The organism is Dyadobacter sp. OTU695 (assembly GCF_038440355.1).
Classification (GTDB): domain Bacteria; phylum Bacteroidota; class Bacteroidia; order Cytophagales; family Spirosomataceae; genus Dyadobacter.
This window is the reverse complement of the sequence record NZ_JASATN010000001.1, coordinates 1,339,666-1,364,800: the sequence shown is the minus strand read 5'-3', so window position 1 is coordinate 1,364,800 and position 25,135 is coordinate 1,339,666. Positions and strand designations below refer to the sequence as shown.

Annotated in this window: 25 protein-coding genes; 4 read left to right on the top strand and 21 right to left on the bottom strand. The window is 51.1% G+C overall.

Translation table 11 applies throughout. The features are described 5' to 3' along the window. Window positions 1-9 precede the first annotated feature (9 nt). The 3 genes from AAHB90_RS05570 to AAHB90_RS05560 are packed head-to-tail and all read right to left on the bottom strand — an operon-like array spanning window position 10 to window position 4,486. On the bottom strand, window positions 10-1,542 hold the full coding sequence (locus tag AAHB90_RS05570; RefSeq protein WP_342083927.1) for a DUF1501 domain-containing protein: 1,533 nt from the start codon (window positions 1,540-1,542) through the stop codon (window positions 10-12). An 11-nt stretch (window positions 1,543-1,553) separates the two neighbouring features. Further along, on the bottom strand, window positions 1,554-3,188 hold the full coding sequence (locus tag AAHB90_RS05565; RefSeq protein ID WP_342083926.1) for a DUF1800 domain-containing protein: 1,635 nt from the start codon (window positions 3,186-3,188) through the stop codon (window positions 1,554-1,556). Window positions 3,189-3,229: 41 nt separating this feature from the next. Further along, window positions 3,230-4,486, bottom strand: coding sequence for a T9SS type A sorting domain-containing protein (locus AAHB90_RS05560; protein ID WP_342083925.1), 1,257 nt, complete (start codon window positions 4,484-4,486; stop codon window positions 3,230-3,232). A gap of 305 nt (window positions 4,487-4,791) precedes the next feature. On the opposite strand from AAHB90_RS05560, the gene AAHB90_RS05555 reads away from it, so the two are divergent. Genes AAHB90_RS05555 through rihA form a run of 3 tightly spaced genes read left to right on the top strand, consistent with a single transcriptional unit; the run spans window position 4,792 to window position 7,251 of the window. After that, complete coding sequence (locus AAHB90_RS05555) at window positions 4,792-5,406, top strand: class I SAM-dependent methyltransferase (protein WP_342083923.1); 615 nt, start codon at window positions 4,792-4,794, stop codon at window positions 5,404-5,406. Continuing rightward, window positions 5,403-6,317: a ribokinase gene (rbsK, locus tag AAHB90_RS05550; RefSeq protein ID WP_342083922.1), complete on the top strand. Its 915-nt coding sequence runs from the start codon at window positions 5,403-5,405 to the stop codon at window positions 6,315-6,317. Before AAHB90_RS05555 ends, rbsK begins: the two co-directional genes overlap by 4 nt. After that, complete coding sequence (gene rihA / locus AAHB90_RS05545; RefSeq protein WP_342083921.1) at window positions 6,310-7,251, top strand: pyrimidine-specific ribonucleoside hydrolase RihA; 942 nt, start codon at window positions 6,310-6,312, stop codon at window positions 7,249-7,251. Before rbsK ends, rihA begins: the two co-directional genes overlap by 8 nt. On the opposite strand, the gene AAHB90_RS05540 is transcribed toward rihA, so the two are convergent. Then, the gene (locus AAHB90_RS05540; protein WP_342083920.1) at window positions 7,248-8,480 is read right to left on the bottom strand and encodes a multidrug effflux MFS transporter; all 1,233 of its coding nucleotides are present in this window, start codon (window positions 8,478-8,480) and stop codon (window positions 7,248-7,250) included. The two genes, rihA and AAHB90_RS05540, sit on opposite strands and share 4 nt — an antisense overlap. Window positions 8,481-8,663: 183 nt before the next feature. Here AAHB90_RS05540 and AAHB90_RS05535 point away from each other — a divergent pair, with 183 nt between their 5' ends. Further along, window positions 8,664-9,512 (top strand): dienelactone hydrolase family protein, encoded by an 849-nt coding sequence (locus AAHB90_RS05535; RefSeq protein WP_342083919.1) that lies wholly within the window; start codon window positions 8,664-8,666, stop codon window positions 9,510-9,512. Between the two features lie 303 nt (window positions 9,513-9,815). On the opposite strand, the gene AAHB90_RS05530 is transcribed toward AAHB90_RS05535, so the two are convergent. The 17 genes from AAHB90_RS05530 to AAHB90_RS05450 form a co-directional block, all read right to left on the bottom strand. After that, window positions 9,816-12,047 carry a sodium-translocating pyrophosphatase gene (locus AAHB90_RS05530; protein ID WP_342083918.1) on the bottom strand — a complete coding sequence of 744 codons (2,232 nt, stop codon included), beginning with the start codon at window positions 12,045-12,047 and terminating at the stop codon, window positions 9,816-9,818. A gap of 282 nt (window positions 12,048-12,329) precedes the next feature. Next, complete coding sequence (locus AAHB90_RS05525) at window positions 12,330-13,490, bottom strand: DUF2062 domain-containing protein (protein ID WP_342083917.1); 1,161 nt, start codon at window positions 13,488-13,490, stop codon at window positions 12,330-12,332. A gap of 21 nt (window positions 13,491-13,511) precedes the next feature. Beyond that, window positions 13,512-13,880: a 3-hydroxyacyl-ACP dehydratase gene (locus AAHB90_RS05520; RefSeq protein WP_342083916.1), complete on the bottom strand. Its 369-nt coding sequence runs from the start codon at window positions 13,878-13,880 to the stop codon at window positions 13,512-13,514. A gap of 5 nt (window positions 13,881-13,885) precedes the next feature. Beyond that, on the bottom strand, window positions 13,886-14,518 hold the full coding sequence (locus AAHB90_RS05515) for a LolA family protein (RefSeq protein ID WP_342083915.1): 633 nt from the start codon (window positions 14,516-14,518) through the stop codon (window positions 13,886-13,888). Then, window positions 14,505-15,278 carry a polysaccharide deacetylase family protein gene (locus tag AAHB90_RS05510; RefSeq protein ID WP_342083914.1) on the bottom strand — a complete coding sequence of 258 codons (774 nt, stop codon included), beginning with the start codon at window positions 15,276-15,278 and terminating at the stop codon, window positions 14,505-14,507. The genes AAHB90_RS05515 and AAHB90_RS05510 overlap by 14 nt, the downstream gene beginning before the upstream one ends. After that, window positions 15,268-16,215, bottom strand: coding sequence for a beta-ketoacyl synthase chain length factor (locus AAHB90_RS05505; RefSeq protein WP_342083913.1), 948 nt, complete (start codon window positions 16,213-16,215; stop codon window positions 15,268-15,270). Before AAHB90_RS05505 ends, AAHB90_RS05510 begins: the two co-directional genes overlap by 11 nt. Beyond that, on the bottom strand, window positions 16,208-17,392 hold the full coding sequence (locus AAHB90_RS05500; protein WP_342083912.1) for a beta-ketoacyl-[acyl-carrier-protein] synthase family protein: 1,185 nt from the start codon (window positions 17,390-17,392) through the stop codon (window positions 16,208-16,210). Before AAHB90_RS05500 ends, AAHB90_RS05505 begins: the two co-directional genes overlap by 8 nt. Window positions 17,393-17,404: 12 nt before the next feature. Continuing rightward, window positions 17,405-17,665 carry a phosphopantetheine-binding protein gene (locus AAHB90_RS05495; RefSeq protein ID WP_342083911.1) on the bottom strand — a complete coding sequence of 87 codons (261 nt, stop codon included), beginning with the start codon at window positions 17,663-17,665 and terminating at the stop codon, window positions 17,405-17,407. 23 nt (window positions 17,666-17,688) lie between these two features. Continuing rightward, entirely contained in the window at window positions 17,689-18,315 is a 627-nt protein-coding gene (locus tag AAHB90_RS05490; RefSeq protein WP_342083910.1) for a hypothetical protein, read from the bottom strand. Further along, a complete protein-coding gene (locus AAHB90_RS05485) occupies window positions 18,312-19,394 on the bottom strand; it encodes a beta-ketoacyl synthase N-terminal-like domain-containing protein (RefSeq protein WP_342083909.1) in 1,083 nt (360 codons plus the stop codon). Before AAHB90_RS05485 ends, AAHB90_RS05490 begins: the two co-directional genes overlap by 4 nt. Beyond that, window positions 19,391-19,804: an acyl-CoA thioesterase gene (locus tag AAHB90_RS05480; RefSeq protein ID WP_342083908.1), complete on the bottom strand. Its 414-nt coding sequence runs from the start codon at window positions 19,802-19,804 to the stop codon at window positions 19,391-19,393. Before AAHB90_RS05480 ends, AAHB90_RS05485 begins: the two co-directional genes overlap by 4 nt. Before the next feature lie 18 nt (window positions 19,805-19,822). Continuing rightward, window positions 19,823-20,242 carry a hypothetical protein gene (locus AAHB90_RS05475; protein WP_342083907.1) on the bottom strand — a complete coding sequence of 140 codons (420 nt, stop codon included), beginning with the start codon at window positions 20,240-20,242 and terminating at the stop codon, window positions 19,823-19,825. Next, window positions 20,239-21,108 carry a lysophospholipid acyltransferase family protein gene (locus AAHB90_RS05470; RefSeq protein WP_342083906.1) on the bottom strand — a complete coding sequence of 290 codons (870 nt, stop codon included), beginning with the start codon at window positions 21,106-21,108 and terminating at the stop codon, window positions 20,239-20,241. The genes AAHB90_RS05475 and AAHB90_RS05470 overlap by 4 nt, the downstream gene beginning before the upstream one ends. A gap of 2 nt (window positions 21,109-21,110) precedes the next feature. After that, the gene (locus AAHB90_RS05465; protein WP_041736282.1) at window positions 21,111-21,356 is read right to left on the bottom strand and encodes a phosphopantetheine-binding protein; all 246 of its coding nucleotides are present in this window, start codon (window positions 21,354-21,356) and stop codon (window positions 21,111-21,113) included. A gap of 247 nt (window positions 21,357-21,603) precedes the next feature. Beyond that, window positions 21,604-22,821, bottom strand: a complete 1,218-nt coding sequence (locus tag AAHB90_RS05460) for a beta-ketoacyl-[acyl-carrier-protein] synthase family protein (RefSeq protein WP_342083905.1) — start codon at window positions 22,819-22,821, stop codon at window positions 21,604-21,606. Window positions 22,822-22,824: 3 nt separating this feature from the next. Then, complete coding sequence (fabG, locus tag AAHB90_RS05455) at window positions 22,825-23,556, bottom strand: 3-oxoacyl-ACP reductase FabG (protein WP_342083904.1); 732 nt, start codon at window positions 23,554-23,556, stop codon at window positions 22,825-22,827. Further along, complete coding sequence (locus AAHB90_RS05450) at window positions 23,553-25,082, bottom strand: HAL/PAL/TAL family ammonia-lyase (protein ID WP_342083903.1); 1,530 nt, start codon at window positions 25,080-25,082, stop codon at window positions 23,553-23,555. Before AAHB90_RS05450 ends, fabG begins: the two co-directional genes overlap by 4 nt. Window positions 25,083-25,135 lie beyond the last annotated feature (53 nt).

The window sequence follows — 25,135 nt, the reverse complement described above, 5'->3', positions numbered from 1 at the left end:
ATACTTTCTTTATCCCGTAGTATTAATCGTAAAGTTTCCAAGGATATTCAACTCTCCGCTGCCCTCGACCTCGATATTCCTGACGGTAATATTTTGCCCGATCGTCACGACATGGCCCGGGTTCACCCGCACGTAATCGGCCACGCCCGGCGCCCGCCCGGCCGACCAAATCGACCGGTCGATCCACGCGCCCGACGCGGTAGTTTCGATCACATTCGAGAACAGGGACGTTGTTTTGAAGTTCCTGAATAGCAATGAATCGGTGGTGGAACCATCGGCGCCGAACCAGTCCCGAAGGATATCCGAATACACTCTGCGGAAATCCACCTGCATTTTAACCTCCTGGTTCTCATTGGTAGGCGAAGTGGTCGGTGGTTCGAGATCGTTGTTCAGATCGGGTACTACGCCTACCATTTGCCGTTTGATACCCTTGCCGAAGACGAACATCGGCGCAGCTACTCCATGGTCCGTGCCTCTCGATGCATTGGAATTGGCACGCCGCCCAAAATCCGAGAATGTCATACCCACCACGCGGTCGGCAGTTCCCTGCAAAACCAGGTCATTCTGGAACGAAGACACGGCATCTGAAAGTCGTTTGAGCAGATTGGCATGATTTCCCAAGGTGGTATCGCTTGCCGACACCTGGTCGCCGTGCGTATCAAATCCACCCTGCTCCACAAAATAAATTTTGGTCTGCAAACCTCCGTGGATCAGTTTTGCCACGATTTTAAGCTGTTCCGAAAGTTCGGTCGTTGTGCCGGCAGCCGGATAAGTGGCCAGGGTTTGACCCAGATCATAAGCCTTTTTGATCTGGCCCGAATAACCGGTCGACAGCAACTGCTGCTGACGCACGTGCTTGATCATCTCCCCGGCCTCGCAGCAGGGCAAATCGGTCGACGCCATCCCCTGGCCGCCATTTAGCAGCGCATAGAAGTTGTTCACGTTTTCAACCGAAATGTTCATCGGGCTTTGCGGCCCCAGCAAGCTCGTCGAGTTCAGCACACCGATTTGCAAGGCAAGCGGGTCCTTCATCTGGTCATTGGGGTAATTTTGCGGATAACCCGGAAAACGGTTGTTGAGGTAACGGCCAGCCCACCCGCTGTTGACATATTGGTTAGCGTCCGTACCCGTCATCCATATATCCGACGACCGGTGGTGGGACTGATTAGGGTTCGGATAGGATACCGAATTAACAATCGCAAGCTGTCCCTGGTTGTACATTTCCCGCATCCCGGTCATCGACGGGTGCAAACCCGCCTCCGCCATGCCTGAGAGTGTCAATACCTTGTTCTGCGGGATGGCGATATTGCTTCTGATACTTTGATATTTGGAATAGTATTGAAGCGGTATGACCGTATTGAGCCCGTCGTTTCCCCCATTCAGATAAATGATCACCAGGACGCGATCGGTGGCAGCCGCAGCCGTTCCCATGAGCGCTTGCACGAGAGATGAACGGTTGCTGAGGCTGGTTATGCCAAATCCGTTTACCATTACAGGTAGCGTTATGGCTGAGGCTGATGCCAGAAAGTCTCTTCTTTTCATACAATTTCTAATTAAAACACCTCATATTCTGCCATTCTGATCAGATACCGCATCAGCATGCTGCACCTGTTTTTCACAGCGTTCTGCGCGTTGACGTTCGTTGGGGCGTTCCGGTAAGCATTCAGCTCGTAACGCCACTCGATCCGTGGCAGGTTATTCATAAAGACCACGTCGATGAGGTAGTTCTTCTGTGTGTCCGAAAGGTCTATCGCAAATAGGTTTTTGGAGAAAGCGGCCAGTACCTCATCCGGAGTAATGGCCGGAGTGGCTGAACTGTTAGCAAAATTCGGCTGGATTTGCTGGATCCAATTCAGAAAATCAATCCCCAATGTATATCCCGGCTTGACCACAAGGCTGGGAAAAATCATCGTGTCGCTATTGCCGCGGCGTGCGGTGATCGTCGAGCCGTTGATCCAGTTTTTGGAATAACCTACCTGATAATAAGGCGGATAGCCAAATACAAGTGGCTGAGTAAGGATTTCAAGGTTCATAGCGCCCATTCCCCAAAGGAAAAACCGGACATAATTCACGTAAGCTGCCGTATCGCTCATCATATCCGGGCATGGCTGCTCGAAATAGCGTCCCATGCCAATGAGATACTCCATTGGTGATTTGATGATAGCACCTACATTCTCATCGCTGAAAAATATCTGGCTTTTAAGCAGCTTTTCCAGTACCGGCTTGATGTTGTAATTATTCTCCGGACTCGCAAAAAAAGCTGCAAGCGGAACAATCACATTGTTTTCGATATCCTGCGTCACATTCTGATTGACGTACCAGCGGTAAAGTTTCCGGCAAATGTGCTTGGGTGTTTCGGGATGCCCCAGCAGCATGTCTATCAACTCGTTCATCTCGGCGTCGCCACCGGCGTCATCGGTGCGTCCCTGGATGGTAATGCCGCCATATTTGGCCGAAAAGGTTTTGTTCGACGAGTCGTGATAGTTCCTGTGGAAATTCGCAGTAAAATCGCTGGTCCCGTTCACGTAGTAATTGGTTACCATCCAACCCGTCAGCACTTTTGCTGCCGCTTTCACGTCCTCTTCCGTGTAGTTCAGGTTACCATAGTAGTCCTGCTGCCCTACTGTGAAAAGCTCCTGCAACTCCCTCGCGTAGTTCTCGTTGGGATGGTCTTTATTATTCCCGTGCCCATTCTGGAAGATAAGCATGGCCGGATCCTTGGTGATCCCGATCGTCATCGTCTTGAAATTCCCAAGGCTGTTGTCGCGCAGGAATTTGAGGTAACGGTACATGTAGCGGTAGTCGGCCATCACGTTTTGTGAAACCACGAAATGGTTTTGCCAGAAAGCGGTCAGTTTTTCGAGTACCGACGGCTTGCCGTTCTGGAGTAGCATTAACCCCACCCACCAATAGCGCAAATGCACGCTGTGTTCCCCGCTTTTAGCGGAAATAAACGGGAAGCTCGTCAGCGGCTTCTGGTAATTGGGGCTCGTGGGCGTGAGGTCGATCGGAGGCGGAGGCGACGCCGTATAGCTGACATTTGCAAACAGCTGGTCTACCGCCGTGCCCGGGTTAAGGCCGGTAAAAGCGGTGATTTCCTGCCGTGTAGGGCCAAAAGTAGCTCGCCTGAGCAGGTGTGCCGCCTTGTTGGCAGTAAGTGGTACTGTATAGGGATCAAGATAAGCCATAAGTCATTGAATTAATATTTTCCGTTCGGTTGGGCAAGTGATCATCTGTTGATCAGCACTTTGTAAGATTTTGACAACCCGTCGGTAAAAGAGAATTTCAGCAGGTAAAGTCCGGGAGACATCCGGCTCACGTCGATGCCGTCGCCAGGAGCTTCGCGGGACACATATATGGTCCGCCCGCTAGCGTCCGTAAGCCGCGCTGAAGCCAGATTTCGTTTAATATTTTGGGAGAAAAACAGTTTTTCCGCAACCGGGTTAGGGTAAACGGCCCAGTCGGGCTGGCCATTCATAGCTACTTTCACAATGCGGCTGTAAGCAAAGGTTTGGTTGCTATGGTCCCGCTCCGGCGTACCGGGTGCGCGGTCTACCATTTTCAGCCGGTAGAAACTAGTACCGCCTAATGGATTTTCGTCCGTAAAACCATATTGCATCGGTACCGGTACCGTAGCTACACCCTCGCCCCTTGCCGCCACATTGCCGATCTGCTGCCACGACTTCGCGTCGCCGCTCCGTTCGATTTCAAAATGGCTGCTGTTGATTTCTTCGGATGTAAACCATTCGAGATAGGCTGCATGCTCCCGCGCAATAGCCGTGAAACTTACCAATACCACCGGCAAAGCGCCATCTCGCAATGCACCGAGCGTGTAAACATTGTAGGTATCGGGCACTACGTCGAGAATGGTGGTCAGCGACCCGGACGATGCCGTGCTCGGCTGACCAAAAAGCGAGGTGGCGTCCACCGTAGCCGGCAGGTTCACCCATTTGCTGCCATCCCATCCTGCGATGGTCAATTTGGAAAGTCCCCGATTGGTAACCAGGTTATTCACCGCACTGTTGTCGTTCCAGGAAAGGGTAATCTTGCTCGCCGAAGTGCCGTTGATGTCCCAGTATTCGCTGGTACTCACAGCTGCCAGGCCATCCCCGAGGCTGGTCGTGTTGAAAGGCCCTCCGGCCGGCAGCACACCATAATCTCCGCCGGCCGGGTTACTTGTCACAGCGACAGCAGGATTCACTCCGAAATACGCTCCAAGCGCCTGGTCCGAGGCGACAGAAAACGGACGGAATGCGCCGTTGTCCCCTACCGGAAAAATGAAGGAATCAGTCCCCGCCTTTTTGACATATCCGTCTATAAAAGCCGCTTCGCCAAGCACCCCGGAAGTTACTGCTGTCCCGAAACTTACGATGCCAATAGGCAGGTCCCGCTTTGTAAAAATCGCGCTATTATCCTGTGCGCTCACCAGACGGTTACTTCCCAAGAAAAACAATGCGAGTAGAGTTATAGAACAAATTCTAATCATACCATAAGATTATTCAATTCTACATCAAATATAAAATAATTCGGTCACATAATATGTTACAAAAACAAGCTAATTACTTCTACAAATTACTTAGCTATCGGTAAAAAGGTGGTAGTTATCAGGCAAATAGCCTCCGTAGATGCTACAAATGCATTTTTTATCTCGCAAAAAAAACTAAAATTCTTCTACAACTACCCTAAGAAATTATGGACAACCCCGAAACTATTCGTTCGCTTTTATTTTATTCCACACTATGAATACAAGCGGGGGCACATTAATTTGCGCAGACAACATTCTGTCAAGCCATGGGATTAAGAACTTTTGTCAGGGAGAATTTCCTGGAAGACATCCGGCCGTACAGGCCGACCAATTTGAGTGAACCCGAAAAACTGCTCGACGTCGTATCGGCATGGAAGGGCCTGGAAATGATCATCGGTGATATTATCAACCGCTTTGGGCTCGACAGGGAAAAATGCATTGAGTTCGGCGTTGAATTTGGCTATTCGTCTGTCGTTTTTTCCAATTTCTTCGAGAGGGTAACAGGCGTCGATACCTTCGAAGGTGATATTCACACGGAAAACAAACTGGAACATTTTCAGCAAACCAGGGAAAGGCTGAAACCCTATGGCAACATACACCTCGTGAAGTCCGACTACCGCGACTGGATCGTCCGCGACAACCAGCGCTATAACCTCGCGCACGTCGACATCGTCCACAGTTACAAAGAAACTTTTGAATGCGGATTATGGGCGGCGCGGCACAGCGACTGCGTGATTTTCCATGACACGGAAAGCTTTCCGGAGGTCCGCAAAGCTGTGAAAGACATTGCCAGGGCGACTGGTCAGCAACTGTATAACTACCCGTACCACTACGGCCTCGGAATCCTGGTCGACACAAAATCAATTGCGAAACGGAAATGAAGCAGAAAGTGCTGATTATCGGCAGCTCCAACACTGACATGGTGGTTAAAACGGAGCTTTTTCCGAAGCCTGGGGAAACGGTGCTTGGAGGAACATTCCTGATGAATCCCGGCGGCAAGGGGGCCAATCAGGCCGTGGCGGCCGCCAGGCTTGGAGCCGATGTACGTTTCGTGGCCAAAACGGGCAATGATATCTTTGGAAAACAGGCCCGTGAAGGCTTTGCCAAAGAGGGCATCGACATCCGGTTCGTTTCCGAATCACCGGACCTGGCCTCAGGCGTCGCCCTTATTACGGTCAATGCGCAGGGACAGAATGAAATCGTCGTCGCTTCCGGTGCCAATATGGACCTTCATCCCGCCGATATTCCCGACGAGGCGTTCAAGCAGGCAGGTCTGGCCCTTTTCCAGCTGGAAATTCCGGCGCAGACCGTTCAATGGGCATTGGCCAAATGCGCCCGGCAGCAAGTCCGCGCTATCCTTAACCCTGCCCCTGCCATGCGGCTGGGGCCTGAATTCCTCAGGGACCTCTACCTGATCACACCAAACGAAACGGAAACCGAGCTTATGACAGGCATTGCCGTTGTGAGTGAAGAGGCGCTCCAAAAGGCTGCGCAGTATTTTTTCGCGCAGGGTGTGCAGAACGTCATCGTCACCCTTGGAAGTAAAGGCATTTACCTGGCCAGCGAAAATTTTACGGGAATTATTCCTGCGCCTGTCGTAGAAGCCGTAGATTCGACGGCCGCCGGGGATGTATTTAATGGCGCATTGCTAAAAGCGCTCGCCGACGGCGAAACCCTTGAACGAGCCAGCCACTTTGCCTGCCGTGCAGCCGCCATTTCCGTCACGCGCATGGGTGCTCAAAGCTCGGCCCCTTATCAACACGAACTAGATTCATTTCAGGAACATGCATAAAATACCGGTCATTATAGATTGCGATCCCGGCCATGACGATGCGCTGATGCTCATGCTCGCTTACGGGAGCGGACGTTTCGATATCAAAGCCGTAACCATTTCCGCCGGCAACCAGACGCAGGCGAAAACTTTACAGAATGCTTTGAAAGTGCTGACGCTCATCGGAGCAACGGACATTCCGGTGTACCACGGTGCCGACAAACCGCTGTTCAGGGAATTGGTCATTGCGGATTATGTGCACGGCGAAACCGGTCTGGACGGGCCATCACTACCGACACCGGCCATGCAGCCGCAGCCGATCAGCGCTGTGGAAGGGATTGCTAAGATACTTTCAGCGTCGGAGGCGCCCGTTACCATCGTGCCTACCGGCCCGCTGACCAACATCGCGACATTTCTCCTCGCCTACCCGCATCTCAAAAATAAAATTGAACGCATTTCGCTGATGGGCGGTGGCATATTCCGCGGCAATATGACACCTCTCGCCGAATTCAACATCTACGCCGACCCGGAGGCTGCGGCTATCGTATTCAAAGCCGGTGTGCCCATTACCATGTGCGGGCTCGACGTTACGCACAAAGCGCTTGTTTTTCAAAAAGATATCGAACTTTTAAGGTCTTTGGGTAACCAGACGGGCAAAGCAGCTGCGGACCTGATGGATTTCTTCTCCATTTTTTACCGCGAAAATCGTGTCGAGCTCAATGGCGGTGCAGCGCTACACGATCCATGTGCCATTGCCTGGCTGATGAACCCGGGAATTTTTAAGACAAAATCGTGCTATGTCGATGTGGAAACAAAAGGCGAACTCACCCGTGGGGCAACGGTCGTAGACTTTTACAATACCCTTCAAATGGAACCCAATGCGACCGTAGCGTACGACATCGACCGGGATGCGTTCATGGACATGCTCTTCAACGCCATTAAGGTATTGCGCTAGAGCAGCACCGAAACCTCGTCCTCCACGTCTCGCCGTGCGGCACGGTGACGCACCACCACGTTACCTGCGTGAAGAATGACCAGCCCGCCGAAGGCACAGAAGGCCATCATGCCCACCATTGGCATAGCTGTGTTATTATGCAGGAAGCTCACAATGGCCGAAATGACGGCTCCCGCGCCCATACGCCAGCTACCCATCAGCGCCGACGCGCTACCCGTATGCTTGCGGAAAGGTGCCAGCGATAACGCCGAGGCATTGGGGCCGGTCAGGCCTTGTCCGGTAAGGAAAACGAACATCGTTCCGATCAACGAGAAGAGCCCGAACCAGTTGTTGTACACGCCGACAATCAGGAACAGTCCCACGATACTCTGGTAAATGAGCGTGAAGCGAATGATCTGCTCGCTCGTGTATTTTTTGAGCAGAAAGTGGTTCAGTTGGGTGGAACCGATCATGGCTACGGCCAGGAATGCGAAAATCCAGCCGTATTGCTGTTCAGAAACTTTATAGATATTCATGAACACATCCGAAGAGCCCGAAATATAGGCAAATGGCGCGGCCGTTGCCAAACCACCCGCGAGCGTGTAAATTAAGAATTGGGGTTGCGAAACCACAGTCAAATAGCCGCTCAATACCGCCTCGGGACGAAGCGAAACGGTGGTATCGGCGCTCCTGCCGGTGGGCAAGAAGAAATAAATCGCCATGATAATCAGGCTGACGATACCGGCCAGGATGACAAAAATCCAGTACCATGCGATGGAAGCCGTCACATAGCCACCGACAGTCGGTGCAATCATGGGTGAAACGGCAATAACCAATGTAATGAGTGAAAAGACCTCGGCGCGTTTATCGGCGGGAAAGAGGTCACTTACGAGCGCTTGTGAAGCGACGAGCCCGACACAACCGCCCATTGCCTGGAAAAAGCGCATAGCGATCAGTGCATCCACGGACGACGTCATGGCACAGCCGAATGAAGCGATCACGTAGAGGATCAGCCCGGCGTACAACGGTTTCTTGCGGCCAAAGCGGTCGAGCAGCGGGCCGTAAAGCACTTGTCCGATACAAATACCAATCAGATAGCTGGTTAGCGAAAGTTGTACTTTGTCGATAGTGGTTTTGAGATCCGACGCGATCCGCGGGAAGCCCGGCAGATACATGTCGATAGAGAAAGGACTGACTGTCGCCAGCGATCCGAGGATCAGGATAATAAAGAAGTATTGCTTACGGCTCATGGACTTACATTCACTCAATGCAAAGTTAACGGGTGTGCGAGCACATTAAGTTCCTGGGTTTCTATAAGTACAATATTTTCATTAATCTGCAATAAAAGCCCCGCGCTACCTGTATTACCTTTTGGCCATATTTTGTATATATTTAATATTAGAATCCTAACTATTTACTTCTGACCTGCACTTATGAAAGCTATTTTTGTTCTGGTGACCATCTTTCTTTTGAAAGTGAACCTGCCTGCCCGGGAAACTGCCGCAACCTCCATTCCGCTCTGCCACACGCCTGCCAATGCGATGTCGGAACTCGCTGCCAGCCCGGCTTTTCAGATGCTGCACGAAACGCCGCTTGCATTTACCTATCAGGGAGCAGGTGAGATCGTCTCTTTTCCTACATCCGATGGAAAAAACGCATCCGGTTTTCTGCTTAAATCCCCCAAAAAGTCCGACAAATGGCTTTTTGTTTACCAGGAATGGTGGGGATTGAACGACTATGTCAAACAGGAGGCCGCTAAACTGCACAAAGACCTCGGCGACGTGAATGTACTTGCGCTGGATATGTACGACGGTAAAGTGGGCACTACGCGTGAAGAAGCGGGCAAACTCATGCAAAGCACACCCGCCGAGCGCCTGGCGGCTATTACTAAGGGCGGTGTTCAGTATGCCGGTACCAATGCAAAGATCGCCAGCATCGGGTGGTGCTTCGGTGGCATGCTGTCCCTGCAAAATGCCATCGCGGGTGGCAACCAGGTGGTCGGTTGCGTGATGTACTACGGCCGTCCCGAAAGCGACATTGAAAAACTAAAAAAGCTCAATACCGACGTGCTGGGGATTTTCGGCAGCCAGGACCAGGGCATCCCGCCAGCCACTGTCGCCAAGTTTGAGGAGGACATGAAAGCCGCCGGCAAAAAAGTAACGATTAAAATGTACGACGCCGTCCACGCCTTCGCCAATCCCAGCAACCCGAAATACGACGCCAACGCGGCTGCGGACGCTTATAAGTTATCTTTGGAGTATTTAAAAAAGAAGCTGGGATGATTTTGAGGTCTGGCGTGCGAGAGTCGACAATCCGCAGTATGATCGGAATAAGTCGCGTAGCGATGTAATATTGGTAGCAAAGATTCAATAACAGTTCATCGGCAAAATCCTGTCAGGGATGTAACAACAAAATGGACGACGTGGCAAAGATGTTAATGTTGTTGCATGCCCAAAGGGCATTTGTTATGGTTCATGGTCATAATTGGCTACCAATGTTATATGCCTAACGGCATTTTTGAAAACTGTAACACAGCAAAGCCCGGCTCATCGCCGGGCTTTGCAATATGTGATGTGACGATAATACTACTCCCCTTTCTTTTCAAGCCGCAGCACCGGGGTGGTAGTTTCCGCTTTTTCGTCTATTTCCGCAGCGACGGTCACAACCTGTGCCTTGTCATCGACCTTCACACTGCCCGTTTCATGTAAACCGGTACCGATGTGCGGGGCGATCACGAGCGACACGATCGACATCAGTTTGATCAGAATGTTCATTGATGGACCGGATGTATCTTTAAATGGGTCACCGACCGTATCTCCTGTTACCGCAGCTTTATGCGGCTCCGATTTTTTATAGAATGTCTCTCCGTTGATCACCGCTCCTTTTTCAAAAGACTTTTTAGCATTGTCCCATGCACCACCTGCATTGTTTTGGAAAATACCCATCAAAACACCTGAAACGGTAACTCCCGCCAGCGTTCCGCCAAGTACTTCCGGTCCGAAAAGGAAGCCGACGATCACCGGAACCAGCAGTGCGATCAGTCCGGGAGCGATCATTTCCTTGATGGAAGCCTGCGTCGAGATCGCCACGCATTTGTCGTATTCCGGCTTGGTAGTACCTTCCATAATGCCCGGCAGTTCGCGGAACTGGCGGCGTACTTCTTCTACCATTTTCATCGCCGCACGTCCTACTGCCGCGATAGCGAGTGAGGAGAAAATAAACGGTATCATCGCCCCGACGAACAGCCCTGAAAGCACATTGGCTTTGTAGATATCGATCGAATTAATGCCTGCCACGCCGCAAAATGCCGCAAACAGGGCCAGGGAAGTCAATGCTGCAGAAGCGATCGCGAAACCTTTTCCGGTTGCTGCCGTCGTGTTACCCACTGCGTCGAGGATGTCGGTCCGGCCGCGTACTTCTTCCGGCAAATGTGCCATCTCGGCGATGCCGCCTGCGTTATCGGCAATCGGTCCGAATGCGTCGATAGCCAATTGCATTGCGGTGGTGGCCATCATACCCGCCGCAGCGATTGCCACGCCATACAGTCCAGCCATTTCATAGCTCAGGAAGATACCTGCCGCCAGTACCAGCGTAGGGATTACCGTTGACTCCATACCGACAGAAAGACCACCGATAATGTTGGTAGCATGCCCGGTAGACGACTGGTTAACAATAGATTGAACAGGACGCTTACCCATTGCAGTATAATATTCCGTCACCATCGACATAATAGCCCCTACAATCGAACCCAACAGAATTGCCCAATACACATCCATTGCCGTAAAATCAACACCGCGGATGTTGAGGTTACCTTCCGGCAACATCCATAATGTGAGCGGATAGCTTACCACCAACACCAATATGATCGAGCCCCAGTTACCACGGTTCAATGCGGCTTGCACATTGCCATGATCGTCGCTTACGCGCACGAGGAACATGCTTAAAATGGAAGAAATAAGTCCGACGCCCGCAATCACCATCGGCAGCAGGATCGGCGCGATCCCACCGAAGTTGTCGGTGCCCTGTGCGATAATCTCGCGGCCCAGCACCATGGTAGCAAGGATGGTTGCCACATAAGAGCCGAAAAGATCGGCCCCCATACCGGCTACATCACCCACGTTATCACCCACGTTATCAGCGATGGTGGCAGGGTTACGCGGATCGTCTTCCGGGATACCGGCTTCCACTTTACCCACGAGGTCGGCGCCAACGTCAGCTGCCTTCGTGTAGATACCACCGCCTACACGCGCGAAAAGCGCGATGGATTCGGCGCCGAGAGAGAAACCGGCCAGGACTTCCAGCACGCGTTCCATAGGAAGGCCGTTCACATCGGTGCTATCGCCGATAAAAGTAGCGTACAAAATGATAAACAAGCCGCCCAGGCCCAGTACTGCGAGGCTCGCGACGCCGATACCCATTACGGAACCACCGGTAAACGACACTTCGAGCGCCTTGGTTAGGCTCGTACGTGCCGCCTGCGTGGTACGCACGTTCGATTTGGTGGCGATATTCATACCTATGTAGCCTGCAAAAGCAGAAATAAAAGCTCCCACCAGGAATGATAGGCCAATAAATGCACTTGAATTTTCAACCAATGTACCGGAGTAGCCCAGTATCACACTCACAATCAGACCAAAAACAATGAGTACACGCCATTCGGCTTTGAGGAAGGCCAGAGCTCCGTCTGCAATTGCATCCGCTATGGTTTTCATTTCAGGAGAACCTGCGTCCTGCCGGACAACCCAGCCTCTTTTGAAGAACATAACCAGCAAGCCAACAAGGCCTAACGCCGGCACTAAATAGGTAATGTTACTCATGCTATGATCAACGATTTGGTTAAATGGTTTTATAATTCTCGTAAATATAGAGAAAGGCACCTCATAACAAAATCGCAAAACCCTTATTTTTGATCAATTCGTATAGATTTTATAAGATTTCTGAGAGCTCTTGAGCCATTTCGAAAGCATTGTTTTGATAACAAACTGGCTCTCAAGTATTAACAGAGAAAGAACCCAACGGCCATGCACCGGAGATTTAATAGAATAATAAAATGAATTATTTGGGATAATCAATGAAAAACAGACCCAAAAATGTCCGTTTCAGCGCTTCGGACGAAGTAATGCCAGCAGCAGAAAACTGGCTATGAAACCAGCTGCACCCACGGCTGCAGCAAGGAGCGTGCCACCTAAAAAATATTGTACAAAGTTGACATGAATAGACTGCAGCGTCAGGTTCTCCAGAGAGGTAATCTGCACGCCATTGCGGTAAAACAGCCCGCCGAACTTGTAGCTTGCGTAAATGATGAAAGGAATGGCCGGAGGAATGCTGATATGCGCCGCAGTGAGGAAGAGCACCTTGTTCATCCGGAAAACGATCGATAGCGGAATACCCACCATCAGCTGGAAGCCCCAGATCGGCACAATACCCATAAAAAAGCCGAAACCGACCGATTTGGCTTTGCTGAAATTGGTTTCGTCGGGCTTTACGGCCTCGTCACGGATAATTTTCCAAAGGCCTTTTTTTTGAATGTAGCGAAACAGCCGTCTCGGAAGATAATAAACCAGCGTGAGCGTCACCAGCCAGGTGTTGAGAATGCTGATCCGCGTAAAATCGCGAAATGGCCGGAAATGCGTCACCCGCTCGTCTTTGTCGTAGATAACCTGGATATTGATCGGCACGATAGGCACATCTTTCCATGCCATTTTGACGATCACCTCAATCTCCGTCTCGAATTTGGTCGTGAAAAGCGACATCCTTTTCAGCGGTGCGAGCGGATAGAGGCGAAAACCGGTTTGGGTGTCGGGCAAGGTAAGCCCGGTCTCCACTTTGAACCAGAAATTCGAAAACTTGTTCCCGAAAGAGCTCTTCCCGGGCACACCTTCCTGCTCCATATTCCGCGAGCCCATCAGCAATGCTCCCGGGTTTTGGATCGCCGCTTCTATGAAAAGCGGAATGTCGGAGGGCAAATGCTGGCCGTCGGAATCGATGGTAATGGCATTTTCGAAACCCAGCCGTCTCGCCTCGGCAAAAGCCTTTCGAAGGGAAAATCCCTTTCCTTTGTTAACGACATTATCCAGCACACGGATTCTCGCACCATAGGCGGCGAGGATCGTCATCGTATCGTCCGTAGAGCCGTCATTCACTACAATCACCTCCTGACCGGCAGCATATTTTAAAACGCCGTCGATCACCCGCCGCAATGTGTTGCGATTGTTGTAGGTAGGAATGATCACACAGCATTGAATGTCCGAGAGGGTCATTGTGGCTTTTGAATGTCGGGTTTAAATGAATGAACGGAAACTGGCCCCGGCTTTGAAATAGGTCTTTTCCCCATCCTTGCCGGAAGCATTTACGTCGAGCAGCTCTTCCTCAAGTTTGTATTGAATATGGATCGTCAGTTCGGGTGTTTCGGCCGGGTTCAGCACTTCGAGGAACTTGCATGTGCTCATTTCCTTCAATGCGAATGTCTTTCCCAACGCTTTTGACAAGACCGCTTTCACCATTTCCAATTGCACGACGCCCGGAAGCACTGGCGAGCCGGGAAAATGCCCTTCAAACACCGGATGCGCGGCGTCCATTTGCAGCGTGGAAACGATCTCGCCGGGGATGTGGTCAATGGCTGTAATCGTATAAAGATTGCTCAAAGGCATGGTTATCAAAGGTCTTTGAAAAGGTTTTCGGCGATCGGCTGATTAAATTTCTCCTGCTGAAACTTCATGAGGCTTTTGTCACCGCCTTTCTCGAAAAACGACAGCTCTTTCAAGCGCAGCGAACTTTTAGAGAAATTCATCGCAATTTTAGAATAAATGTTTTTCAACCGACGATTTACCGGCGTCAGCACAACCTGGTAATGGTCGCTGTCTTCCAGCACCGCCGATGAGAACCCTTTGTTCTGCTGAAAATCCCCATTAACAAGCCCGATCATCAACTCCTTGATTTGCGCCGCCATACGTCCCGCCTGCCCCACATTCTTTTCCTTATTTCCTTCCTGAATGCGCAACTTATCCCCGTTGATGAGGATAATGTATTTCGAAGGCGTCCGCTGCTCCCAGCGCATTTTGTCCTTTTGCTGGTAATAGAACAAGCCCGACGACTTTTCCGGCTCTTTCAGCACCGCCAGATATTTTTCTTCGGTAAACGATGCCTGAATGGACGAGGTGGCCTGCGAGGTCTTCCGGAGTTCGGCCAGCACCTTTTCCGGATTGGCCGCCGGTTTGAACGACTGGCCCCGCGCAAAACCGGCTGCCATTAGTACGGCCAACGTCATGAATATTTTAATGCTTTTCATAAGGTTCCTTCCCGATCAATCGCGGGAGCGGTTCGATTTTAATTCCCATTTCACGACAATGCCCGATCACGTCCGGTAATGTTTCGGCTGTCAGCGGCAAATGATCATGAAGCAGAACGATGTCTTTGGGTTTTAATTTTGAAATGATTTTCTGAATGAGCTGATACTTGTTTTTCGCCCGGGTGTCCATGCTTCGAAGTGACCAGCCGATAGATTGCATCTGCAAATCCTTCAGAACAGCGGCATAGCGCGGGTTGGTCACACCGAATGGCGGCCTGAAAAACAACGGAACACAGCCGGTAATGTCGCGTATCGCTTCGTTGCACCGCTGAATGTCGGTGCGGAGCTTCTGGGATGAAAACAGGGCAATCAGGTAATGATGGCTGTACGAATGGTTTGCGATCGTATGTCCTTCGTCCACGATCCGCCGCAACAGCGCGGGATGATTCACAGCCTTCTTGCCGATCACAAAAAACGTCGCTTTTAGATCGTTTTCCCGCAGTGTGTCGAGAATGCGGGGTGTCGAATCAGGATCCGGACCATCATCGAAGGTGAGCGCGATGGCTTTTGTACGGCTCCCTTTGTTAATGGATTTAACGAAATAATTGACTTGTATCTGCGCTGATCCATAAGCCGTTACACCGATAAAAAGCAATGCAATGCCGGCCAGCACGAGCCACAGATAATCTGTTTCCCAAAATACAATGGAACTGAGCGCCGCCGCCGTGATACAGAAGAATATGAGAAGGTTATGCTTCAACAGCTTTCAGAAGGGTTAATCCCAAATTACTTTTTCTCAATGCATTACAAATCAACACGTTCTTTACGTCACTGTTTGTTCCGAGCAAGTCCATAGCGTAATGCAGGGCAAATGCAGAAGCCGTTGGATAAATGCCTGCCAGCGAGAGGTAATCCAGGTTACGTCCCACACCTGGCACGGGCGCGCCTGCGTACAATGCCAAATCGATATCGCCAGCCTGCATGCCGTTCCGGTCCAGAAATGCGTCGATTTCCTCCTGCCCGTTTTCAGTTCCGCCGCAGGTGTACACATCTGCCAGGGCCACTTTGGAGTCACCCTGATTTTCAGTTGAAAGTATAAAAAAAGAAGCGCCCGAAGTAAGCGGGGCGGTCACCTCAAAAGATAACTCTGCTTCCAGCCGGACCGCAATATCATTCAGAATATCAATATGCTCATCGGCTGCCCCCACGAGCACATTGCGGTCACCCTCGCGCAGGAGCATCGACGCATCGAGCAATGCGTGCTCAAATGAAAGGGTGTTCTGCGTGTGCGTCATATTATAGCCGTGGTTACTGATGCTCAGTGAGATCTGCCCGGCCATGGTATTGTGCGTCGATTGGATAAATGAAGTCGGTGGAAGCAATCCCTCTACTGAGAGTGAAGTATTCAGGAATTTTTCGGTGTCCTGCAAACAGCCCAATCCGGTTCCTACGACGATCGCGTCCGGCTGTTCGATGCCGGCCTGCGTAATGCAATCTTTGGCACAAGCCACCGACATCCGCAGAATCTTGCTCATCCGGCGCAGCAAACCGGCTTCTATGTATGCTTTATAATCAGGGTTTATCAATACAGAAGACGCTTCAACCGGCCCTAACGCTACCGAAAAACCAGGATTGCGAAAGGTAGGCTGGTGCGAAATCGTGGACGCCGCCGATAGGTACAATGCCGGTTTATGCATATTTTGTTAAAACCAATGATGAATTATTCCCTCCGAAACCAAATGAATTGGAGAGCACCGCATTTACTTCCACCGCTGTACCCAGTTGCGTTGCCGGCACGAGGCCCGTTTCCACAATCGGATTATGGTAGTTCAGGTTGGGAAAAATCAGGTTATTCCGGATGGCCAGCACCGAAAACACCGCTTCAATCGCGCCCGCGGCGGCCAGCGTATGTCCTGTAAATGCTTTGGTGGAACTGAATGGCGGAATGCGGTCGCCGAACACGTTTCGCAATGCTACTGATTCCGAATGGTCGTTGTTCTTCGTGCCTGTCCCGTGCGCATTCACGTACGAGATCTCATCCAGCCCTATTCCCGCGCGGCGGATCGCATTCCCGATCGCCAGCGTGGCACCCTTGCCGTCCGGCGACGAGGCCGTCTGATGGTAAGCGTCGGCAGCATTCGCCCAACCGCTGACGTTGCAAATGGGCGTGTTACCTGTCAATTCGAGGCTCTTTTCACCTTCCAATAACAGAAAACCTGCTCCCTCACCCAGATTTAAGCCAGCACGGGATTCATCGAATGGTCGGCACCATTGGTCGTCGTAGATCATCAGCGACCGGAAACCGTCGATCGTAAAGCCGCTGAGGGCATCGGAACCGCCCACGAGCACGCGGTCGAGTGCGCCTTGCAGGATCAGTCTCGCGCCCAGCATAATGGCGTTGACACCGGAGGAACAAGCAGTGGAAAGTGTATTAATGTAGCCCGTAATGCCCAGCTCCCTGGCAATGCGTTCGGTAGTGCTGCCGCTGTCGTGCGAGGTCAGCAGCTTGTAGTCCGGGTTATTTTGGGCTAAATAATCTTTGTAAAAAACTTCGCTGCGATCCATACCACCTACGGATGTCGCCGAAATAATGCCGGTACGGATCACGCCGGAGCGCTTGTTATCGCCCCAGGCTTCACGTGCCGCCTGCAAACCAAGCAGGGAAGTACGGGAAACGTATTCGGTACGCACGTTCAATGCCTTGCGCAGGTCGTCGTTGGAAACCTTTACCTCGCCGGCCAGCGATGCCTTCGTTCCCCGCAGGTAATGCAGCGGCCCGATACCCGTCTTTCCCTCCCGCAAAGCGTTCAGGTTCTCTCCTGCCGACATGCCAATAGCCGACACGACGCCGATACCGGTAATGCAAACGCCCATTCGGTGTGTTGGTTAAGCTGCTTTCCTTTTATTGATATACTCCGCCATCGTGTTGATGGATTTGAAAGCCTCCTTACCCTCTTCCGGGTTGGTGAGCTGGATACCGTGGTATTTTTCGAGTAGCACGATCAGTTCGAGCGCGTCGATCGAGTCGAGCCCAAGGCCCTGGTCGTTGAAAAGCAGCGCGTCGTCCGCGATGTCCTCCACCGAAAGGTCTTCCAGGTTGAGTTGTTCGATAATCTGTTTTTTTAAATCTTGTTTTAAGCTATCCATACTTCTGATTAATTGAGCGTCCGTTAAAATGTTGCGACCGAAGTGGCCTGCGACAGGTGAAGAAGGTTTTCGGTGTTGAATTCCGTTCCGCTTTCTCTCTCTTCCACCAGGAAAAGGAATACATCCGTGGTATTGGCTGTCACTTCCAGCCATCCGCAAAGCAGTGCGCGACTCCCCGAGCCCAGCAGGATCTGCCCGTAGTCCAGGTAAAAACCGGGAGCGAATTTAGGCAAAACAGCAAACATATTCTCACCGTACCATTTGTTCGCAATGGCGATTTCTCCCAACACGATATTAGGCAGGGTATATACGAAAAGCGACGGGCTCGGAGATCCGCCGGCTTCATAAGTTTGCATAAACCGGCGGTCGGTTTCGGCGCTTGACGAGGCATTTGCGAATACTAGCGCGATCTCGTCATCCGTATAAGTGTTTGAAATGCCCGGACTGGCCTTTTTGATAAGCTCCGAAGCCAGGTAACCAGCCTGGGACAACCCATCCATTTTATAAAATTTAGGATATCCCAAACCCTGCTGCCGATAAATCTGCTTGAACCAGGAATCTTCGGAACCTGCGTCCCGCCGCGCGACCACGTCGCCGTTCAGGAGGCATTCGTCGGCACTGAGGTTGCAATATGCTGTAATCACTTTCATAAATCCCTGATCATCAATGAAGCATTTCCCCCGCCGAAGCCCGATGCGGTTTTGAGAATGGTCCGTAGTCTTTTCGGTTCGTTTTCAAGAATGATATTCAAAGGCCTGGACGTGCCCGCATTGCGGTATCCCGCGCTTTTTATCAGCATACTATTCCTGACCATCTGCATACAGACCGCCGTTTCGATCACGCCTGCCGCACCGAGCGTATGCCCGAAATAGCCTTTCAGGCTGTTCAATGGCTTATCCGACAATGCGATACGGTCAAATGCGATGGCTTCCATTTCATCATTGAAAACCGTACCCGTTCCATGTGCGCAAATAAAATCTATCTCTTCGTTGCCGATTCCGTGTTTCTGCATTGTGCGGCTCACGCTTCGTACCAGTCCCTCACCAGTCCGCGACGGCCCCGAAATATGGTTCGCATCGTTCGCGCTCGCGCCCGTGAGGAGTTCCAGTGGCGCATTTTGAAAAACCGATTTCGTGGAAGAGATCAATGCAGCCCCGCAACCTTCTCCCAAAGTAATGCCGTTCCGCGCCGCATCGAAAGGTGCACAAGGCTGGCCGCTCACGGCAAACAGCGATTGAAATCCGTAGAGTACAAAATCGGAAGCAACGTCGCAGCCAATCACGACAACATGGTCGTATTGACCGGCTTCAACCATGTTACCTGCCACATTCAGGGTGAGAACACCCGAGATACAGGCATTTGAAATTACCATCGGTAAATGCGCGAGGTTGAACTGGTGCATAACGGAGGCGCAGGTTTCGCTGAACTGATCATGCAGGTTATCGTCCAGCGCGCCTTTCGTGGAACTGATCAGTACGATTGTTTTCCCGGACGACAGTATCGATGCATCGATCTGCCGGCTGAGTGCCGACAATGCCTTGATAACCAGTTGCTGAAAGCGCAACGGACCTCTAAGGCCGGTAATTTTTGCTAAATGAATATCCTCCCCGTTAAATCCGACGCCCTGCGCAAGTGCAATACCGCTGCGGTTCTCACTGAGCGCCTGCCAGTTAGCCTCCGCGTTATCACCCAAAGGGCTTACGATGACCTCCGCACCAATGTAAATCATAGATCGTACTGCGCTTTCCATTCCTTGTAAAAATCCGGCGTGATCAGTTCCAGCTCCCGGGAATCGCGGTCCAGGAAGACCTGCATCGTCTTGCCGGTGGCGCAAACCTGCCCCGTGGTGACGTTGAGCACCTCGTATTCAAACTGGATCTTCGCCGATTTGGTAGGAATATATCTGGTAATGACTTTAATGGCCTGTCCGTAATAGACGGGCGCCTTATGATCGATCTCCGATTTGACGATGGGCGTCACATAACCCTTAGCGTGAATATCAAGGTATTCCAATCCGTATTTCCTCCCGAAAGCCTCCCTGCCGTCCTCAAAAAATTTCAGATAATTGCCGTGCCACACCACTCCCATGGCATCGGTTTCGCTGAATCGGATGTCTATATCTATTTCGGAAGAAATCATGCAATCAGTTATTAGGGGTTACTCGCTTACTACGATTTTTAGTTCACATCCCAGCAATATACGCCCATCCAGGAAACTTTCGCCCTTAACAAGGTAAATATTTCCCAGCTGATGGAGGGGTGTTACAACGGTTCGGATCGTCGTGCCAACGGGAGGCAACTCAGTCACAAGTACTTTGCTGACCGCACCGATAAAACCAATTTTCGGCTCACCGCCCTCTTCCCTGTCCAGGTAACCGAACGATGCCGCGCAGGTCTGCGCAATGTGCTCGATCAACCCCGTTTCCAGGAAAAAACCATCCCGGACCAGTACATTGTCGCTCTCGACCTCGAAATCCGATTCAAACCGGTCACGCGTGGCGCTAATGAGGTTACCGACCATCACAAAGGGCGGGCGGTGCGGGATATAGTCGGTGATAACCTCTTTTGCGACGATCATTCTTGAAAGAAATTAAAATAATTAAACCACTGCTCCGGGAATGCCCTCACTTTTCGTTCCAGTTCGTCCACGTACAGCCGCGCGATTTCCTCCGGCTTCATTTTCGCCTCGATCGGCCTGGTAGCGCTCAAATGATAGCTGTATTTGCCATCCTTGGCGGCAAAAACGAAGGTCACCGGCGCATTGAACTTCGAGGCGATCACGAACGGGCCGTAGGGGAATTTGGCTTTTCGTCCCAGGAAATCCAATTCGATGTATTTGGCACCTTCCAGGTAACGGTCCGCATGAATAGCCACGAATTCGTTGTTGACCAATGCATTGCGGATCGCAATAATATGAGAAAGATCGTCCTTGATCGCAATCACCCTGAACCGCGAACCGCCGGTCGACAGATCCATATATTTCTTGATGTTTTCGACCTCGGCATCCAGCATGACGATATTGATCGTCGGGGTAATGCGGCCTTTCAGCAGGTTACCGGCCGTTTCCCAGTTGCCCACGTGCGCGCTCAGCAAAATACCACCTTTTCCGGCATCGCGAATGTCGATCAGGTATTGTTCGTTTTCAAAAACGTGAGAGAACTGCCGGTCTTTTCCCAGCAGGAACGCGGCCCGGTCGACGAGCGTCTGCCCGAAAATATAGAAATTCCTCCGTGCCATTTTTCTGGCATCGAAACCCGCGATATGAAGGGTGTTCTGATAAAAATCCAGCAAAGCCTTTTTGGGCTTTGCCGCGAAAAGATAATAGTAGTAAGTAACCACCCGCAGAAGCCCGTAGGCGAAGCCCAGGCCCAGGGTATTGATAAAAAACAGGAAAATTTTGTAACCCGTTAACGATCCCTTGGTCTTACCGTCCCAACGGCTCATTTTTACAATGCGAGTTTCTTGCGGACAAGCTGATAGAAATCACCGAAGGTCACGATCTCCTTGAAATCTTCACCAGTGAGCTTAATATTGAGGTTTTCGTCTATGAGCACAACCAGGTCTACGTAGTCAAGACTGTCCAGATCCAGCGTGTCTTTCAAACTGTTTTCAGGAAGAATCAAATCCCGGTCTACCTCAAACTCCTCAGATAAAAAATCCCTCGTCTCTTCAATAACTTCTTCCCAACTCATTTTAACATCGTTAGCATACATAGCTGCAAAATTAGTTTATTCTTCCTGATAGTTTAAAAATATTCCCAAATTTTCAAATAAAAGACACCCCTTTGCACAATAAATTCCACTGGAAATCATTGCAGTTGGCAGATGGAATATCGGAGGTTAACAAAAATACGAAATTTCGCATGGCGCCACACCGCCGTTCACGAAGTTGTAGTAGTAATGTGACCTCCACGGGAGCCGGTTGGTCACTTGCCCGCTTTCAGATTTTCCTGACGATCAGCGTCGAATTGGTCCCGCCGAAGCCAAACGAATTGGAAAGAAAACAATTGATCTGCTGCTCCCTGGTTTCGGGAATAATATTGATTTTAGCAGAATCCTCGTCGGGATTTTCGAAGTTGATATTGGGCGCCACGAACGAATTCTGCATCATAAGCAGCGAATAAACGATCTCGCTTGCCCCTGCCATCCAGCATTCATGGCCAGTCATCGATTTGGTGGAGCTCACAGGCACATCCCCGCCGAAAACCTCATAAATAGCCCGCGCCTCGCTGCCATCCCCGACGGGCGTTGATGTCGCGTGGGCATTAATATAGTCGACTTCATTGGTTGTGATTCCCGCCTGTTTCAATGCCATTTGCAGGGAGCGCGTCTGGCCGTCGATACTCGGATTGGAAATGTGGTCGCCGTTGGAAGAAAAGCCGTAACCTATCAGCTCGGCCAGTATAGGTGCGCCGCGTTTTACGGCAGCTTCATAGGATTCAAGGATCACTGTAGCCGCACCGCCGCTCGGGATCAGCCCGTCGCGGTCGCGGTCGAATGGACGGGAAGCCCTTTCCGGCTCCGATTCGCGTACGGAGAATGTCCCCAGCCCGTCGAAGCTCGCCATGGCGGATGCATTGATCTCCTGTGCGCCCCCGCATATCACGCGCTCCTGCAAGCCCTGGCTGATCATCAGGTAACCCATTCCGATCGAATGCGAGCCCGACGCACAAGCAGCGCTCAGGGTAAAGTTGATCCCTTTCAGCTTGAATATCGTCGAAAGGTTCATATTGACGGTGCTATTCATGTTCTGGAAAATAGCGCCGCTGCCGATCAGCGTCGTATCGTGCTTTTCACGGACTTTGTCGACAGCCTCGACCACCGATGCCGCAGTACTGTCGTTGCCGTAGATAATCCCGGTTTCGGTCGTTTCCAGAAAATCGGTATCCAGGCCCGACAATGCGAGCGCCTCGTGCGTAGCCATATACGCATACACCGCGGGCTGGTGCATCCCCACCCGCTGGCGGCGTGAGAGGTAGTTTTTCAGGTCGGGCTCCTGTACCATGCCGGTGAGCGCCGAGCGAAAACCGAAGTCTTTCCGGACCTGATCGAACACGATACCACTTCTACCGGCATACAACGACTGCGTAACCTCGTCCAGGTTTTTGCCCAGGCAGGAATAAATGCCGATTCCAGTGATAACAACCCTTTGGCTCATGGATTATGAATAAATTCCTCCGTTGATATTAATTACCTCTCCCGTAATGTAGGCTGCCTTGTCGGAAACCAGGAAGCTCACCAGGTGCGCCACTTCCTCCGCCTTGCCAAAACGGTTCATCGGTATCATTTGTTTCAGTTCGTCCTCGTTGAGATCTTTGGTCATGTCGCTGGTGATAAAACCCGGCGCCACGGCATTCACGGTAATTTTCCGTTTGGCGACCTCCTGAGCCAGGGACTTCGAAGCTGCGATGATCGCGCCTTTCGCTGCCGAATAATTTGTTTGGCCCGCCACGCCTTTCATACCCGACACCGATGCGATATTCACGATCCGGCCCGAGCGCTTCCGCAGCATTTGCTGGATGGCATTCTGGGTTACATTATAAAGACCTTTTACGGAAATATCCAGAACATCGTCCCAATCTTTCTCCGGCATCCACATAAACAGCCCGTCGCGGGTGATACCCGCATTATTCACGAGAACACCGATGAACTTGTCTTCGTTCTTTTCGCGCCAGCCGTTCAATGCTTCGTCCACCTCCGCCTTGTTCTGCACATTGAAAGGCAGTAACTCGCCACTACCGCCATTGGCCTGGATTTCGTCCAGTGTTTCTTCCGCCGCTGCCTGGTTGGAGGCGTAATTGACCAATATATGTAAACCATGGTCCTTGGCGAGCTGGACCGCGATGGCCCTGCCAAGTCCCCTGGATGCACCGGTTACCAATGCGCAATTCATAAGTGAAATGGGGTTTCTTTGATATATTCAAAAACGGCGGCAATACTTTCGAACTGCGGCACGTCGTCTGTCACGAAACTGGCGTGACGGCGAATCTGGGCGTAAACCGATTTCGCATTGGGTGACAGCCTCTCTTTCTCCTCGGGGTGCAGCAAATCAATCGCCTGGCATATCGCCATGATGTGGATCGACATTACCTGGAACGCGTTTTCAAGTACCTGCTTCGCGATCACCGCGCTGTTTGTACCCATGCTGACGATATCCTGGTTGTCGTTATTGTTCGGAATGCTGTGAACGTAAACCGAAGTCGACAATGCCTGGCATTCGGCCGTTGTGGATGTAGCTGTAAACTGTACGCCCTGAAAACCGAAGTTCAAACCCCAGGTTCCTGCATTGAGGAACGGCGGGAATTTACCATTCAACTTACTGTTCATCAAAAAGTTGAGCTGGCGTTCCATAAGCATTGTCAGCTTGGTCAAAACCAGCTTCACCTTGTCCATTTCCAGTGAAATATAGTCACCGTGAAAGTTACCACCATGGAAAACGTTGTCGTCCTCGGGCCGCACGATCGGGTTATCGTTGGTTGAATTCAATTCATTTTCAACTACTTCCTGCGCATATTGGATCGTATCCAGCACCGGGCCGAGGATCTGCGGCACGCAGCGGATCGAGTAATACTCCTGTATTTTACGCTCGAATTCCGTCTTCTGCATGGCCGTATCGTCGCGGAAAAGCTCTTCGCGACTGCGGATCAGGCCGCTTCCGGCTACAAAATCGCGCATATGCTGCGCCACAACCTGCTGACCTTTATGGTGTTTTACGGCATTCAGCTGTTTGGAAAAAGAGTCGTCAAAGGATTCAATGGCTTCATTGATCATCGACGACGCGGTAATGGCCCATTGAACCAGTCTTTTGGCATAAATGAGGTTCACCGCCGCCATGCCGGTCATGCACGATGTGCCGTTAATCAGCCCCAGGCCGTCACGGAGCTCCATTTTAAGCGGTTTGATACCTTTTTCCGCCAATACTTCGGCCGTTTTGCGACGTACGCCATTGTCGTACACAAACCCCTCGCCAATCAGGTTTAAACCCAAATGTGAAAGCTGCACGAGGTCACCACTCGCGCCTACGCTTCCGTGTTCGAAGATTTCCGGCACGACGCCATTATTCAAAAACGTCACTAATTGCCTGATCACCGCAGTACTCACACCTGAGTTCGCCTGTAAAAAAGAATTCAGGCGCGCGAGCATCACGCTGCGCGCATACATCTCATTCAGCGGCCTCCCTACCCCGCTCGAATGGCTGCGGATCAGGTTGTACTGCAGATTGTTGAGCTGGTCGGTTTCGATACGGTATTGCGCCATAGGGCCAAAACCGGTATTGATACCATATATGATTTTGTCTTTGGAGAAATTCGTTAAAAAGGCAAATGATTGGGATACTTGATGGAGGGCGTCTTCGGCTAAGATAAATTCCTTCTTTTCAAAAGCATACTGCTCGATCTGAGCTAATGAAATACGATTCATTTAGTGCTGGCATAATTAAATATGGTGTAAAATAAATCTTTTTTCGCCGTTTT

What these genes read in the sequence shown, in the direction of transcription:
- AAHB90_RS05570 (WP_342083927.1), bottom strand. Translation starts at nt 1,542, where the DNA reads ATGAAAAGAAGAGACTTTCTGGCATCAGCCTCAGCCATAACGCTACCT.
- AAHB90_RS05565 (WP_342083926.1), bottom strand. Translation starts at nt 3,188, where the DNA reads ATGGCTTATCTTGATCCCTATACAGTACCACTTACTGCCAACAAGGCG.
- AAHB90_RS05560 (WP_342083925.1), bottom strand. Translation starts at nt 4,486, where the DNA reads ATGATTAGAATTTGTTCTATAACTCTACTCGCATTGTTTTTCTTGGGA.
- AAHB90_RS05555 (WP_342083923.1), top strand. Translation starts at nt 4,792, where the DNA reads ATGGGATTAAGAACTTTTGTCAGGGAGAATTTCCTGGAAGACATCCGG.
- rbsK (WP_342083922.1), top strand. Translation starts at nt 5,403, where the DNA reads ATGAAGCAGAAAGTGCTGATTATCGGCAGCTCCAACACTGACATGGTG.
- rihA (WP_342083921.1), top strand. Translation starts at nt 6,310, where the DNA reads ATGCATAAAATACCGGTCATTATAGATTGCGATCCCGGCCATGACGAT.
- AAHB90_RS05540 (WP_342083920.1), bottom strand. Translation starts at nt 8,480, where the DNA reads ATGAGCCGTAAGCAATACTTCTTTATTATCCTGATCCTCGGATCGCTG.
- AAHB90_RS05535 (WP_342083919.1), top strand. Translation starts at nt 8,664, where the DNA reads ATGAAAGCTATTTTTGTTCTGGTGACCATCTTTCTTTTGAAAGTGAAC.
- AAHB90_RS05530 (WP_342083918.1), bottom strand. Translation starts at nt 12,047, where the DNA reads ATGAGTAACATTACCTATTTAGTGCCGGCGTTAGGCCTTGTTGGCTTG.
- AAHB90_RS05525 (WP_342083917.1), bottom strand. Translation starts at nt 13,490, where the DNA reads ATGACCCTCTCGGACATTCAATGCTGTGTGATCATTCCTACCTACAAC.
- AAHB90_RS05520 (WP_342083916.1), bottom strand. Translation starts at nt 13,880, where the DNA reads ATGCCTTTGAGCAATCTTTATACGATTACAGCCATTGACCACATCCCC.
- AAHB90_RS05515 (WP_342083915.1), bottom strand. Translation starts at nt 14,518, where the DNA reads ATGAAAAGCATTAAAATATTCATGACGTTGGCCGTACTAATGGCAGCC.
- AAHB90_RS05505 (WP_342083913.1), bottom strand. Translation starts at nt 16,215, where the DNA reads ATGCATAAACCGGCATTGTACCTATCGGCGGCGTCCACGATTTCGCAC.
- AAHB90_RS05500 (WP_342083912.1), bottom strand. Translation starts at nt 17,392, where the DNA reads ATGGGCGTTTGCATTACCGGTATCGGCGTCGTGTCGGCTATTGGCATG.
- AAHB90_RS05495 (WP_342083911.1), bottom strand. Translation starts at nt 17,665, where the DNA reads ATGGATAGCTTAAAACAAGATTTAAAAAAACAGATTATCGAACAACTC.
- AAHB90_RS05490 (WP_342083910.1), bottom strand. Translation starts at nt 18,315, where the DNA reads ATGAAAGTGATTACAGCATATTGCAACCTCAGTGCCGACGAATGCCTC.
- AAHB90_RS05485 (WP_342083909.1), bottom strand. Translation starts at nt 19,394, where the DNA reads ATGATTTACATTGGTGCGGAGGTCATCGTAAGCCCTTTGGGTGATAAC.
- AAHB90_RS05480 (WP_342083908.1), bottom strand. Translation starts at nt 19,804, where the DNA reads ATGATTTCTTCCGAAATAGATATAGACATCCGATTCAGCGAAACCGAT.
- AAHB90_RS05475 (WP_342083907.1), bottom strand. Translation starts at nt 20,242, where the DNA reads ATGATCGTCGCAAAAGAGGTTATCACCGACTATATCCCGCACCGCCCG.
- AAHB90_RS05470 (WP_342083906.1), bottom strand. Translation starts at nt 21,108, where the DNA reads ATGAGCCGTTGGGACGGTAAGACCAAGGGATCGTTAACGGGTTACAAA.
- AAHB90_RS05465 (WP_041736282.1), bottom strand. Translation starts at nt 21,356, where the DNA reads ATGAGTTGGGAAGAAGTTATTGAAGAGACGAGGGATTTTTTATCTGAG.
- AAHB90_RS05460 (WP_342083905.1), bottom strand. Translation starts at nt 22,821, where the DNA reads ATGAGCCAAAGGGTTGTTATCACTGGAATCGGCATTTATTCCTGCCTG.
- fabG (WP_342083904.1), bottom strand. Translation starts at nt 23,556, where the DNA reads ATGAATTGCGCATTGGTAACCGGTGCATCCAGGGGACTTGGCAGGGCC.
- AAHB90_RS05450 (WP_342083903.1), bottom strand. Translation starts at nt 25,082, where the DNA reads ATGAATCGTATTTCATTAGCTCAGATCGAGCAGTATGCTTTTGAAAAG.